The sequence below is a fragment of the Candidatus Methylomirabilota bacterium genome (genome assembly GCA_035936835.1).
In the GTDB taxonomy this organism is placed as follows: domain Bacteria; phylum Methylomirabilota; class Methylomirabilia; order Rokubacteriales; family CSP1-6; genus AR37.
Genome location: DASYVT010000123.1, coordinates 28,206 through 41,076, shown reverse-complemented (window position 1 = coordinate 41,076; position 12,871 = coordinate 28,206). Strand labels below are relative to the sequence as shown.

Annotated in this window: 13 protein-coding genes and 1 pseudogene; all 14 read left to right on the top strand. The window is 68.7% G+C overall.

Translation table 11 applies throughout. The features are described 5' to 3' along the window. Window positions 1–2 precede the first annotated feature (2 nt). The 14 genes and pseudogenes from VGV06_10435 (at window position 3) to VGV06_10370 (ending at window position 12,571) form a co-directional block, all read left to right on the top strand. Window positions 3–755, top strand: a complete 753-nt coding sequence (locus tag VGV06_10435; protein ID HEV2055573.1) for a YebC/PmpR family DNA-binding transcriptional regulator — start codon at window positions 3–5, stop codon at window positions 753–755. Window positions 756–774: 19 nt separating this feature from the next. Further along, window positions 775–1,263 carry a crossover junction endodeoxyribonuclease RuvC gene (locus VGV06_10430; protein HEV2055572.1) on the top strand — a complete coding sequence of 163 codons (489 nt, stop codon included), beginning with the start codon at window positions 775–777 and terminating at the stop codon, window positions 1,261–1,263. A gap of 115 nt (window positions 1,264–1,378) precedes the next feature. Next, the gene (gene ruvA, locus VGV06_10425; GenBank protein HEV2055571.1) at window positions 1,379–2,035 is read left to right on the top strand and encodes a Holliday junction branch migration protein RuvA; all 657 of its coding nucleotides are present in this window, start codon (window positions 1,379–1,381) and stop codon (window positions 2,033–2,035) included. Beyond that, on the top strand, window positions 2,032–3,066 hold the full coding sequence (gene ruvB, locus VGV06_10420) for a Holliday junction branch migration DNA helicase RuvB (protein HEV2055570.1): 1,035 nt from the start codon (window positions 2,032–2,034) through the stop codon (window positions 3,064–3,066). The genes ruvA and ruvB overlap by 4 nt, the downstream gene beginning before the upstream one ends. 11 nt (window positions 3,067–3,077) lie before the next feature. After that, window positions 3,078–3,305 carry a DUF2905 domain-containing protein gene (locus tag VGV06_10415; protein HEV2055569.1) on the top strand — a complete coding sequence of 76 codons (228 nt, stop codon included), beginning with the start codon at window positions 3,078–3,080 and terminating at the stop codon, window positions 3,303–3,305. Between the two features lie 56 nt (window positions 3,306–3,361). Then, window positions 3,362–4,411, top strand: a complete 1,050-nt coding sequence (locus tag VGV06_10410; protein ID HEV2055568.1) for a SpoIID/LytB domain-containing protein — start codon at window positions 3,362–3,364, stop codon at window positions 4,409–4,411. Window positions 4,412–4,431: 20 nt separating this feature from the next. Then, window positions 4,432–4,765: pseudogene (locus VGV06_10405) on the top strand (tRNA-binding protein). 170 nt (window positions 4,766–4,935) lie between these two features. Further along, a complete protein-coding gene (queA, locus tag VGV06_10400; GenBank protein HEV2055567.1) occupies window positions 4,936–5,973 on the top strand; it encodes a tRNA preQ1(34) S-adenosylmethionine ribosyltransferase-isomerase QueA in 1,038 nt (345 codons plus the stop codon). Further along, window positions 5,970–7,130, top strand: a complete 1,161-nt coding sequence (gene tgt, locus VGV06_10395; GenBank protein HEV2055566.1) for a tRNA guanosine(34) transglycosylase Tgt — start codon at window positions 5,970–5,972, stop codon at window positions 7,128–7,130. Before queA ends, tgt begins: the two co-directional genes overlap by 4 nt. A 5-nt stretch (window positions 7,131–7,135) precedes the next feature. Beyond that, window positions 7,136–7,471: a preprotein translocase subunit YajC gene (gene yajC, locus VGV06_10390; protein ID HEV2055565.1), complete on the top strand. Its 336-nt coding sequence runs from the start codon at window positions 7,136–7,138 to the stop codon at window positions 7,469–7,471. Then, the gene (secD, locus tag VGV06_10385) at window positions 7,471–9,024 is read left to right on the top strand and encodes a protein translocase subunit SecD (protein ID HEV2055564.1); all 1,554 of its coding nucleotides are present in this window, start codon (window positions 7,471–7,473) and stop codon (window positions 9,022–9,024) included. Before yajC ends, secD begins: the two co-directional genes overlap by 1 nt. 24 nt (window positions 9,025–9,048) lie before the next feature. Further along, complete coding sequence (gene secF / locus VGV06_10380; GenBank protein ID HEV2055563.1) at window positions 9,049–9,987, top strand: protein translocase subunit SecF; 939 nt, start codon at window positions 9,049–9,051, stop codon at window positions 9,985–9,987. A 68-nt stretch (window positions 9,988–10,055) separates the two neighbouring features. Beyond that, window positions 10,056–12,203, top strand: coding sequence for a bifunctional (p)ppGpp synthetase/guanosine-3',5'-bis(diphosphate) 3'-pyrophosphohydrolase (locus VGV06_10375; GenBank protein HEV2055562.1), 2,148 nt, complete (start codon window positions 10,056–10,058; stop codon window positions 12,201–12,203). Continuing rightward, a complete protein-coding gene (locus VGV06_10370) occupies window positions 12,200–12,571 on the top strand; it encodes a metallopeptidase family protein (GenBank protein ID HEV2055561.1) in 372 nt (123 codons plus the stop codon). Before VGV06_10375 ends, VGV06_10370 begins: the two co-directional genes overlap by 4 nt. Window positions 12,572–12,871: the final 300 nt, after the last annotated feature.

Genomic DNA, 12,871 nt, shown 5'->3' with positions numbered 1-12,871 from the left:
ACATGTCCGGACACTCCCGGTGGTCCCAGATCAAGCGGAAGAAGGGCAAGGCCGACGTGCAGCGCGGAAAGCTCTTCTCCAAGATCCTCAGAGAGATTACAGTGGCGGCTAAGCACGGCGGCGGCGACCCCAAGGGCAACCTGCGGCTCAAGGCGGCGATCGAGTCGGCCAAGGCGGCGAACATGCCCGCCGACAACATCAAGCGCGCCGTCCAGAAGGGCACGGGCGAGCTGCCGGGGGAGCAGTACGAGGAGATCACGTACGAGGGCTATGGCCCGGGCGGCGTGGCGGTGCTGGTGCGGGTCCTGACGGACAACAAGAACCGGACTGGGCCCGAGATCAGGCACATCTTCGAGAGGCAGAGCGGCCGCATGGGCGTGGCGGGCTCCGTCGCGTGGATGTTCGACCGCCGCGGCGTGATCCAGGTGGACGCCGAGAAGTCCAAGGAGGACGAGGTGCTGGAGCAGGCGCTCGAGGCCGGCGCCACGGACATGCGGACCGTGGAAAAAGTTTTCGAGATCACCACCACGCCTGATGAAATGGAGACGGTGCGCCACGCGCTCGAAGCGAAGGGGATGCCGGTGCTCGAGGCGGAAGCCGCCATGGTCCCCCAGTCCACCGTGCGGGTGGAGGGCAAGGACGCCGCCGCCGTGCTGCGGCTCATCGAGGCGCTGGAGGAGCAGGAAGACGTCCAGGCCGTCTATTCCAACTACGACATTCCCGACGAGATCTTCGACGCCATCTCCGCGGCCTAGCGGCTTGCGCGTGATGGGCGTGGACCCGGGGCTCGTCGCCACCGGCTTCGGGGTCCTCGAGGCCGCGCCGGGCGCCGTCACCGTCCTCGATGCCGGCGTGATCACGACCGCCAGCACCCAGCCCCTGGAGGCCCGGCTCAACGCCATCTACCGCGCCGTGCTCCAGATCATCGAGGCGCGCACGCCGACCTTCCTCGTGGTCGAGGACCTCTACACGGAGTACAAGTTCCCGCGCACCGCTATCCTCATGGGCCACGCCCGCGGCGTCATCTATCTCGCGGCCCGCCAGCTGGGCGTCGGCGTCACAGCGCTGGCGCCGTCGGAGGTCAAGCGCGCGGTGACGGGCAGCGGCTCGGCCGGCAAGGCGCAGGTCCAGCGCGGCGTCCAGACGCTGCTGGGCCTCAAGGATCTGCCGCGGCCCTCGCACGTAGCCGACGCTCTCGGTCTCGCCGTCACGGGCCTCGCCCGTGTGACCGGCATCACCCCAAGGGCGCGAGCCGTCCGATGAGGGGTCAACGTAGAGGCTGCCGACGGGGGGAGTACGGGGGCCATTCGATGAGACCCGCACGGGAGGACTGCCGACGGGGGGAGTACGGGGGCCATTTCGAGGCCCCCGTTCCCAAATGATAGCGCTCATCAGGGGAAGGCTCAGGCGCAAGCACGAGGATCGCGTCGTGATCGAGGCCGCCGGGGTGGGCTACGAGGTGGTGCTGCCGCCGGTGGTTCAGCGCGCGCTCGTGGGCGCGATGGCGAGCGACGGCGATGGAGCCGCGGAGGTGACGCTCGAGATCCACTACCACGCGACGCAGAACCAGCCCTCGCCGGTCCTGATCGGCTTCCTCTCGGGGCTCGACAAGGAGTTCTTCGAGAAGCTCATCACGGTCAAGGACGTGGGGCCCCTCGTGGCCGCCCGGTCGCTGGCCGCTCCCGTCGCCGAGATCGCCGCCGCCATCGCGCGCCAGGACGAGGCGTACCTGCGGCGGCTGCCGGGCATCGGACCCCAGAAGGCCAAGAACATCGTGGCGCAGCTGTCCTCGAAGGTCGCGAAGTTCGCCCTCTCCCAGCCTGGAGCCCCCGTAGACGGCAGCGCCGCCGGGCCTGTGCCGGGCGGCATGGACGAGGACGGGCTGCGCGGCGCCGTCTTCGAGATCCTGACCAAGCAGCTCGGGCACCGGCCCAGTGAGGCTGCCCAGCTGATCTCGACGGCCCTCGGCCGCAACCCCCGCATCGTCACGCCAGAAGAGCTCTTCGACGAGATCTACCGCGGAGCCAAGCCGTGACCGACGAGGCCCGCGTGATGAGCCGCATTGCCCTGCCGGAGGAGACGCAGATCGAGCGCCAGCTGCGCCCCCAGCGGCTCGATGAGTACGTGGGCCAGCGCGCGACCGTCGAGAGCCTGCGGGTGTCGGTCGAGGCGGCGCGTCAGCGCGGCGAGCCGCTCGATCACGTGCTGCTCTCGGGACCGCCGGGCCTCGGCAAGACCACGCTCGCGACCATCCTCGCCAACGAGATGGGCGCCGCCATGGTCACGACGGCGGGGCCGTCGCTCGAGCGCGGCGGCGACCTCATGGGCATCCTGACCAATATCAACGAGCGCGACGTCCTCTTCGTGGACGAGATCCACCGGCTGCCGCCGGTGGTCGAGGAGCTGCTCTACCCGGCGATGGAGGACTTCACGGTCAACTTCATCATGGACAAGGGTCTGAACGCCCGGACCATGCGCATCCCGCTACGCCCCTTCACCATGGTGGGCGCGACCACGCGGCCGGGGATGCTGTCCTCTCCGCTCCGGGAGCGCTTCGGCATCTTCCACCACCTCGACTTCTACTCGCTGGAAGAGCTGCAGGCCATCGTCGCCCGCTCGGCCTCCATCCTGGGCGCCAACGTCGAGCCCGATGGCGCCGCCGCCATCGCGAAGCGCTCGCGCGGGACGCCGCGGATCGCGAACCGGCTCCTGCGCCGGGTGCGAGACTACGTCCAGGTCAAGGGCAGCGGCGTGGTGACGGCCGCGGGGGCCGTCGACGCGCTCGACCGCGAGGGCGTAGACTCGGCCGGCCTCGACAGGCTCGACCGCCGCTTCCTCGGCGCCATCATCGAGCAGTACGGCGGCGGTCCCGTCGGGCTCGAGGCTATTGCGGCGACCATCAATGACGAGGCCGAGACCTTGGCCGAGGTGGTCGAGCCCTTCCTGCTCAAGATCGGCTTCCTCATCCGTACGCCCACCGGCCGCAAGGTGACGCCCCCGGCCTATGTCCATCTCGGGATCAGCGCCCCCGCCGCGCCGGGCGGCCAGGGGCAGCTGCCGCTCTAGTGCGTGCCGCCGTGGCCGATCTGGGGAAAATCCTTCTGGGTTTGGGGCTCGTGATGGTAGTTCTGGGTGGAATCCTCCTATTGGCGGGCAACTCCGCCGGAAAGGTGCCATGGCTCGGACGGCTGCCGGGCGACATCTCCATCGAGCGAGAGAACTGGCGGTTGTACTTCCCGCTCGGCACCTCCATCCTTCTCTCCGTCGTGTTGTCGCTGCTCCTCTGGCTCTTCTCCCGGCGCTAGCCTTCGCAGTCGTTTTCGCCCTTCCCGCTCCGGCTCACGCCGCGGGCGACATCCGCGTGGGGCTTGGCGAGGGGCTGGCGGCCGTCGAGCTGAGCGGCGCGCCGATGCTCGTCCAGGATCTCAGCGGGCGCGCCATGGCCGAAGACCCGGTCACCTCGCTCCGTGTCCTGCGCAAGGACGGCGCCGTCGAATGGCGCGGCCGGCGCGTGCCGGGGGTACGCGTCGTTCCGGCAGGAGCCGCCCCGCTGCGCTTCCAGCAGCGGCCGTACGCCGGGATCATCGATCTGGTGGGCGCGCCCGAGGGGCTGATCGTGGTCAACGAGCTGCCCTTCGAAGAGTACCTGGTCGGCGCGGTGAAGGCGGAGGCGGGCGACAAGATGCCCATCGAGATGCTCAAGGCCCAAGCCATCGTCGCCCGCACCTACACGGCCTACCACCGCCGCCTCAACGCCGCCAAGCCGTACCACATCGTCGCCGGCACGGCGAACCAGCAGTACGCCGGCCGGGTCAATGCCGACTCGCCCGCGTGGACCGCGGTTCTCGACACGGAAGGGCAGGTGCTGCTCTGGGAGGGTGACCTCTTCCCCGCCTTCTACCATACGGACAGCGGCGGCCACACGGAGGACCCGCGCGTGGTGTTCGCGGCCGCCAATATGCCGGCGCTCCAGCCTGTGCGCGTGGAATTTCCTTCGCACTCGCCGCATCACGCGTGGAGCCTCGACGTGGCGCTCGGCGACCTCGCGGCCGCGCTCAGGCGGGGCGGCGTCTCGGTAGGCAGCATCACGGGCCTGCGGGTGCTGGAGCGGAGCGTATCGCTCCGCGTCTCGCGCATCTCCGTCTTGGGCACGCGCGGGTCGGCGACCCTGCGCGGAAACGAGTTCAGGCGGCTCGTGGGCTACGACACGCTCAAGAGCACGCTCTTCGCAGTTTCGGTGGACCGGAGCTACGCCCGCTTCGCCGGCCGCGGCTACGGGCACGGCGTCGGCCTCGACCAGTGGAGCGCGAAGACCATGGCCGATCAGGGCTACACGGCGCGCCAGATCGTCCAGTATTACTATCCGGGCGCCACGCTGTCCTCGCTGACCGGCATCTCGTCGCTGAAGTAGTCCAGCCGGGCCAGCGCCCCATGGCGATCACGTGGGCCAATTCCGAGCGGGTGGACATGCGCGTGGGCATCGTCGTCGACGCCCAGCCCTTTCCCGAGGCCAGGCGGCCCGCCCTCAAGCTCTGGATCGATGTCGGCCCGTTGGGCGTGAAGCGCGCTCGAGCGCCCAGATCACGGAGCGCTACGCGCCTGCTGTGCTCGTGGGCCGGCGCGTGATGCCGTGATCAACTTCCCGCCCAAGCAGATCGGGCCGTTCGTCTCCGAGGTGCTCGTGCTCGGCGCCTTCGATGAGCCAGGGCACGTGATCCTGCTGCGTTCCGACTTCGACGTCACTCCGGGGTCAAAGATCGGGTAGCTCTCTGGTTCGGCAGATTACCCCCGCCCGCCCGAGGCCGGGGCGCCCCCGTCACCCCCAACTGCACGGGGGTTCGGGGGGCATCCCCCGGCCCCGGCCGGGCTATGCGTGATTTTTCGCCGTCTTCGGCGGTTGGCCCTGGTGCGGCGCAAACTGTAGACTCACACGACATGGACGTCGGACTGTTTGACTATGAGCTGCCGCCCGAGAGGATCGCGCAGGAGCCCGCGGAGCCGCGGGATGCCTCGCGGCTGCTCGTCCTGGATCGGGCGCGGGGGGCGCGGGAGGATGCGCGCTTCTCGGATCTGCCGCGCTGGCTCAGGGCGGGGGACTGCCTCGTCGTGAATGAGAGCCGGGTGATCCCGGCCCGGCTCATCGGCGCCCTCGAAGGAGACGGACGGCCTGTGGAGCTCCTGATGCTCTGCCCGCTCGATGGCGGGCGCTGGGAGGCGCTGGTCCGCCCGGGGAAGCGCTGCGGCCTCGGCGCGCGCGTCACGCTCGCGGGAGGCGCGGCGCGCGCCACGGTGCTCGAGCACCGCGCCCTGGGCGCGCGCGCGGTCGAGATCGAGGCGCCGTGGCCGGTCGACGAGCTGATGGAGCGCCACGGCCTGCCGCCGCTGCCGCCCTATATCGAGAGGCACGATGCGCCAAAGCCGGAGGACTGGGAGCGCTACCAGACAGTCTATGCGACCGAGAAGGGCTCGGTGGCGGCGCCCACTGCCGGACTTCACTTCACCCCGGCGCTGCTCGAGCGCCTGCGCGCGGCGGGTGTCGAGATCCATCGCGTCACCCTCCACGTGGGAGCCGGGACTTTCCGGCCGATCCGCGCGGCCGAGGTCGAACAGCACCGGCTCGAGCCCGAGGCCGCCCTGGTCCCGGCCGCGACGGCTGAGGCCGTCAATCGCGCGCGCGCCCAGGGCCGCCGGGTCATAGCGGTGGGCACGACCACCACGCGCACCCTCGAGTGGGCGGCCGACGAGACCGGCCGGGTCCGCACGGGCCGCGGCGGCGCCGACCTCTTCATCTACCCCGGCTATCGCTTCCGAGTCGTCGACGCCCTCGTCACCAACTTCCACCTGCCGCGCTCGACCCTTCTGCTCCTTGTCTCAGCCTTCGCCGGCCGCGACCGGGTGCTCGACGCCTACCTCCACGCCATCGCCCTCGGGTACCGCTTCTATTCCTACGGCGACGCCATGCTGATCCTGTGACGGCGCGGGTCAGCTTCGAGCTGCTCAAGCAGGACGGCGCCGCGCGCGCCGGGCGGCTCACGACGCCCCACGGCGCGGTGGAGACTCCGGCCTTCATGCCGGTCGCGACGCAGGGCACGGTGAAGAGCGTGAGCCCGGCCGACCTGCGCGCCGCGGGCACCCAGATCGTGCTGGCCAACACCTACCACCTCTTCCTGCGTCCCGGCCATGAGCTGGTGCGCGAGATGGGCGGGCTCCATCGCTTCATGGCCTGGGACGGGCCCATCCTGACCGACTCCGGCGGCTTCCAGGTCTTCAGCCTCTCGAAGCTCCGCCGGCTCGCGGAGGAGGGCGTCGAGTTCCGCTCGCACATCGACGGCTCGCTGCGGCTCCTGACGCCGGAAATCTGTGTGGAGATCCAGCACGCCTTGGGCGTGGACATCCTCCACCCGCTCGACGAGTGCTTGCCCCATCCGGCGCCCCTCGGCGACACGGAGCGCTCCCTGGCGCTGACGCTCAGGTGGCTCGGCCGCTCCGTGGCGGCTCACGCCGCGGCCGGCGACGGACGCGCGCTCTTCGGCATCGTCCAGGGCGGCGGGTACGAGATGCTCCGGCGCCGCGCCGTGGAGGCGACCTGCGCCTACGACCTGCCGGGCTACGCCATCGGGGGCCTGGCGGTGGGCGAGACGAAATCGCTCCTCTACGACATCGCGGAGCTCGTCGCCGGTCTCCTGCCGGCCGGCCGGCCGCGCTACCTGATGGGCGTGGGCAAGCCGCACGATCTGGTCGAGGCCGTCGCGCGCGGCGTGGATCTCTTCGACTGCGTCCTGCCGACGCGCAACGCCCGCAACGGGCAGGTCTTCACTGCCGACGGGCCGCTGACCATCACCCATGCGCGGTTTACGCGGGACCCCGAGCCGCTCGACGCCGCGTGCCCCTGCGAGGCGTGCCAAGGCTTCTCGCGGGCGTACCTCCGGCATCTCTTCCTCTCGCGCGAGCTCCTCGCGTACCGGCTCCTGTCGCTGCACAATCTGACCTTCTACCTTGGTCTGATGGCGGCGATGCGGCGCGCGGTTGCCGACGGCGCGTTCGGGCCATTCCGCTCTCGGTTTCTGGACCGATATGGGGTAGAATCCGTGGGCGGTTCGGACCCCACTTCGACACAGACGGAGGCCTGAGGCTCATGGTCGACTTCGCGTACGCCGCGGCGCAAGCGCCGAGCGGGCAGGGCAGCGGCTCAATGATGGTGCAGCTGGCGTTCTTCGCGGCGATCTTCGCCATCTTCTACTTCCTCCTGATCCGGCCGCAGCAGAAGCAGAAGCGCGAGCGCGGGACCATGCTGTCCGCCGTCAAGCCGGGCGACCGCGTGGTGATGTCGAGCGGGCTCCACGGCACCGTGGTGAAGCTCTCCGAGCACGGCGTCACCCTCAAGGTCGCCGACCAGGTGCGCCTCGAGTTCGACCGCTCGGCGATCGGGCGCATCGTGCCCGCCTCGGGCGAGGGCGGCGCCTCCTCCTGATGACGCGGCGGCTCTGGCTCCGCATCGGTATCGTCGCCGTCGTCGCGGCGGCGGCGGTCTTCTACCTCTACCCGCCGAAGAAGTCCATCAACCTCGGCCTCGACCTCCAGGGCGGCATCCACCTCGTGCTCGGCGTGGACATCGACAAGGCCCTCCAGGTGCAGACGGAGCGCGCCGGCGACACCGTGCGCGCCGCGCTGGAAAAAAAGGGCGTCGGCGTGAAGTCCGTCGAGCGCCGCGGCGTCACGGAGCTCACCGTGCAGCTGGCGTCGCCGCAGGCCTGGGCCGACGCACAGCCCGTGCTCAAGGACCTGCCCATCTTCGACGTCAAGGACGCCGACCAGTCCGCGGGGCGCCTCGTGCTCTCGATGCGGCCCCGAGAGGTGGCGGCGCAGCGCGAGTGGTTCGTGAAGCAGGGGCTCGAGACCATCCGCAACCGCGTCGACCAGTTCGGCGTGACCGAGCCGTCCATCCAGCAGCAGGGCGACAACCGCATCCTCATCCAGCTCCCCGGCGTGCAGGACCCCGAGCGGGCGAAGGCGCTCATCGGCAAGACCGCGCTCCTGGAGTTCAAGCTCGTCAACGACGGCGCCGGTGTCGAGCAGGCCATCGCGGGGCAGGTGCCGCCGGGCTCGGAGCTCCTCTACCAGCGCCGCGTGGACAAGGAGACCAAGGAGGAGCGCCGGGTCCCCTTCGTGGTGGAAAAGAAGGCCCTGCTCACCGGCGCGGACGTCGCCAACGCCCGCGTGTCGATCGACCAGAACACGAGCGAGCCCTACGTCTCGCTCGAGCTGACCGGGGCCGGCGGCCGGCTGTTCGCGGACCTGACCTCGGCCAACGTGGGGCGGCGCCTGGCCATCGTCCTCGACGGCAACCTCTACTCGGCTCCGGTGATCCGCGAGCGCATTCCCTCGGGCCAGGCCCAGATCACGGGCGGCTTCAACTCAGAGGACGCGACCGACCTCGCGATCGTCCTGCGCGCGGGCGCGCTGCCCGCGCCCGTGCAGATCCTCGAGGAGCGCACGGTCGGGCCCTCGCTCGGCGCGGATTCGATCCGCAAGGGCATCCTCTCCAGCGCCGCCGCAGCCATCGCGGTCGTGTTCTTCATGCTCATCTACTACCGCCTCTCCGGCCTCATCGCCGACGTGGCGCTCGCGCTCAACCTCCTGATCCTGCTGGCGGCCATGGCGGGCTTCCACGCCACGCTGACCCTGCCCGGCATCGCCGGCGTGGTCCTGACCATCGGCATGGCCGTGGACACCAACATCCTCATCTTCGAGCGGATTCGGGAGGAGCTACGGTCCGGCAAGACGGTGCGCGCCGCCATCGAGTCCGGATTCGCGCGTGCCTTCCGCACCGTGATCGACACCCACGTCACCGTGCTCGTTTCCGCGGCCATCCTCTACCAGTTCGGGACGGGGCCCGTGAAGGGCTTCGCCGTGACGCTGGCGATCGGTATCTTCGCCAGCCTTTTCACCGCCGTGTTCTTCACGCGCCTCGTCTTCGACCTCATCTACATGCGCGGCCGGCGCGTCGAAAGCATCTCGATCTAGAGGCCCCAACTAGAGACCCCATAGATGCTCCAGATCTTCGTCAATGCCAACTACGATTTCATCGGCAAGCGGCGGTGGTTCTACGTCGCCTCGGGCGGGTTCATGCTCCTGAGCCTGGCCACGATCCTCTTCCGCGGCGGTCTCAACTACGGTATCGACTTCACGGGCGGCACCCTGGTGCAGGTGCGCTACGACAAGCCCGCCACCGTCGACCTCGTGCGGCGGGGCCTCGACGAGATCAAGCTGGGCGGCGCGGTCATCCAGCAGTTCGGCGACGTCCAGGAGTACCTGATCCGCCTGCCCCAGGGCGGGGAGAAGCCCGACCAGCTGTCGAAGCAGGTGCAGGACGCGCTGGCGAAGGCGGCGGATGCCAAGGTCGAGATCAGGCGCGTTGAGTTCGTTGGACCCCAGGTGGGTCGGGACCTCCAGCTCCAGGCCCTGTATGCGGTCCTGGCGGGGATGGCGGGAATCCTGATCTACGTTGCATTCCGTTTCCACTACCGCGACGGCGCGATCTCCGTGGTCGCGATCGCTCACGATATCATCGTCACGCTGGGGGTCATGTCGCTCACCCACCGGGAGATGTCGCTACCGGTGCTGGCGGCCCTCCTGACCATCGTCGGTTACTCGATCAATGACACCATCGTGGTCTTCGACCGCATCCGCGAGAGCCGCGGGAAGGGCCTCCGGAAGGGGCAGACCTGGGCCGAGGTGGTCAACACGGCCATGAACCAGACCCTGTCCAGGACGGTGCTGACGTCCTTCACCGTCTTCCTGTCGGCCCTTGTGCTCTTCCTCTTCGGAGGCGAGGTGCTCAGGGACTTCTCCTTCGCGCTCCTGGTCGGGGTGGTGACCGGGACCTACTCCTCCATCGCCGCGGCCTCCCTGGTCATGGACTGGGAGACTTGGAGCCGGGCCCGCGCCCGAGCGGGGGGCAAGGTCCCAGCCAAGGCGAAGGCCTGAGGTAAAAAGTCGTAGCAAAATACTGATTTCAGTGGCAAAATTGCGGGTCAACCTTAGGAGGGTGCGGGTTGATCCAGTTACAGACGCTGATTGAGGAGATTCCGAAGTACCAGCCGGGTGCCGACCTGGACCTGGTGAACCGCGCCTACCGCTTCTCCGAGAAGAGCCACGAGGGCCAGCAGCGCGCGTCGGGCGAGCCCTACCTTTCCCACCCACTGGAAGTCGCCGGCCTCCTCGTGGACTTCAAGATGGACGTCACCACGGTCATCGCCGGCCTCCTGCACGACGTGCTCGAGGATACGCGGGCCACCAAGGACGACCTGGCGCGGGAGTTCGGGCCGGAAATCGCCGAGCTCGTCGACGGGGTGACCAAGATCGGCAAGCTCTCCTTCTCGTCGCGAGAGGAGCGGCAGGCGGAGAACTTCCGGAAGATGGTCGTGGCCATGGCCCACGATCTGCGCGTGCTGATGATCAAGCTCGCGGACCGCCTGCACAACATGCGCACGCTTGACTACCTGGCGCCCGAGAAGGCCAAGAAGATCGCCCAGGAGACCCTCGACATCTACGCCCCGCTGGCGCACCGGCTCGGCATGGCCAAGGTCAAGGCCGAGCTCGAGGACCTGGCGCTGCGGGTGATGCAGCCGGAGGACTACCAGGAGCTGATGCGCCGGGTGGCCAAGCGCCGGCTCGAGCGCGAGGCCGAGATCAACTCCCTGATCGCCCTGCTCCAGGAGAAGCTCGGAGAGGTCGACATCGAGTCCAAGATCGCGGGCCGGCCCAAGCACTTCTACTCGATCTGGAAGAAGATGCACGAGGGCGGGCGGGAGTTCGACGAGATCTACGACCTGACTGCCGTGCGGGTCTTGACCAAGACCGTGCGCGACTGCTATGGCGCCCTCGGCGTCATCCACTCCCTCTGGAAACCCGTGCCCGGCCGCTTCAAGGACTTCATCGCGATGCCCAAGGTGAACATGTACCAGTCGCTTCACACGACGGTCATCGGGCCCAAGGGCGATCCGGTCGAGATCCAGATCCGCACCTGGGAGATGCATCGCGTGGCGGAGGAAGGCATCGCGGCCCACTGGCTTTACAAGGAGAAGAAGGGCGACCGGGACCGCTTCGACGAGGCCTTCACGTGGCTCCGGCAGCTGATGGAATCGCAGAAGGAGATGAAGGACCCGAAGGAGTTCCTCGACACGGTCCGGTTCGACCTCTTCCCGGACGAGGTCTACGTGTTCACGCCAAAGGGCGACGTCAAGGCGCTCCCCGAGGGCTCGACGCCCATCGACTTCGCCTACGCCGTCCACACGGACGTCGGGCATCACTGCGTCGGCGCAAAGGTCAACGGCAAGCTGGTGCCGCTGCGCTACACGCTCCGCCAGGGCGACATCGTCGAGGTGGTCGCGTCGCCCACCCAGCATCCGAGCCGGGACTGGCTCAAGATCGTCAAGTCCAGCCGCTCCAAGGCCAAGATCAACCAGTGGCTCAAGGTCGAGGAGCGGGCCCGCTCGCTCGAGCTGGGCCGCGGGCTCTTCGACCGCGAGGCCAAGAAGTACCGCCTGGTCCCGGCCACGCTCCTGGCCTCGGAGGAGATGAAGAAGCTCCTCGCCGAAATGGGCTACGCCACCGCGGACGACCTGCTGGCCTCGATGGGCTACGGCAAGGCGTCCGTCCACCAGGTGCTGGGCAAGCTGGCTCCCGCCGTGGTCCGCGACCACGAGCAGGCGCCCGAGTCCAAGCCCCAGAAGGCCGCCCGGAAGAGCGAGGGCGCCGTTCGCGTCCGCGGCGTGGACGACGTCCTGGTGCGCTTCGGCAAGTGCTGCTCGCCGGTGCCGGGCGACGGCATCGTGGGCTTCATCACGCGGGGGCGCGGGCTGACGGTGCACGCGCGCGACTGCCTGACCGTCGTCAAGAACGTGCTCGACAAGGAGCGTCTGCTGGCGGTCGAGTGGGACGGCGGGGAGCCGGCCACGCGCCCCGTCAAGATCGCCGTCTACATCGGCCGGGACCGCCCCGGGCTCCTGGCGGAGATCACCGCGGCCATCTCCTCGCAACGGGGCAATATCACCAAAGCCGAGATCACCGTCACCGACGACCGCAAGGGCATCAACCACTTCGTGATCGAGGTGGAGGATCTCCACCAGCTCCAAAGCATCATGCAGGGCATTCGGGACGTGAAGGACGTGATGAACGTCGAGCGCGTCAGAGGGCTGTGACCCACAGCGAGTTCGAGGCCCTCGTCGAGCGGGCCCTGCGCACGCTGCCCCGCCGGTTCAAGGAAAAGATCGCCAACGTCGCCATCGTGGTCGAGGACTGGGCCGACGACGAGACGCTGCGCGAGCTCGACATCGAGCCGCCCGAGACCCTCTACGGTCTCTACCGCGGGATCGACCTGACCCACCGCGATACCTCGTACGGCAACGTCCTCCCCGACACGATCCACATCTATCAGGGGCCCATCGAGGAAGACTGCGCCGACGCCGCGGAGATGGCCGAGCTTGTCCGGGACACGGTCATCCACGAGATCGGGCACTACTTCGGCCTCGACGACGACACGATGGAAGGCATCGAGCAGGGCCAGTAGCAAGCCCGGTCTGGCTCTCGACTCGGCCCGGCGGCCGACCGTCCGGCCGCTCCCCTCCCGCCAATGAAGACCTCCTGGGTGTTCTAGGCGCCGGCGGGAGAACCTTTTCCCTTGACAGCACTTTCAATTGTTCGTATGTTTTCAGCGTACGCTGAAAATCGTACAACCAATGAAACCATGGAGAATACGCAGGAAATCAGGCGATCGGCGGCCCAGCGACTTCGGGAGCTGTTCCCGAAGGCTGTGGCATGGGAGGAGTCTGCCGGCCCCAAGGTTAAGGGCCAAAAGACTGATCTGCTG

Bases quoted from the DNA above. Each gene is read 5' to 3' on its own strand.
- yajC (HEV2055565.1), top strand. From the start codon at position 7,136: ATGGTCGACTTCGCGTACGCCGCGGCGCAAGCGCCGAGCGGGCAGGGC.
- secD (HEV2055564.1), top strand. From the start codon at position 7,471: ATGACGCGGCGGCTCTGGCTCCGCATCGGTATCGTCGCCGTCGTCGCG.
- VGV06_10435 (HEV2055573.1), top strand. From the start codon at position 3: ATGTCCGGACACTCCCGGTGGTCCCAGATCAAGCGGAAGAAGGGCAAG.
- ruvA (HEV2055571.1), top strand. From the start codon at position 1,379: ATGATAGCGCTCATCAGGGGAAGGCTCAGGCGCAAGCACGAGGATCGC.
- queA (HEV2055567.1), top strand. From the start codon at position 4,936: ATGGACGTCGGACTGTTTGACTATGAGCTGCCGCCCGAGAGGATCGCG.
- secF (HEV2055563.1), top strand. From the start codon at position 9,049: ATGCTCCAGATCTTCGTCAATGCCAACTACGATTTCATCGGCAAGCGG.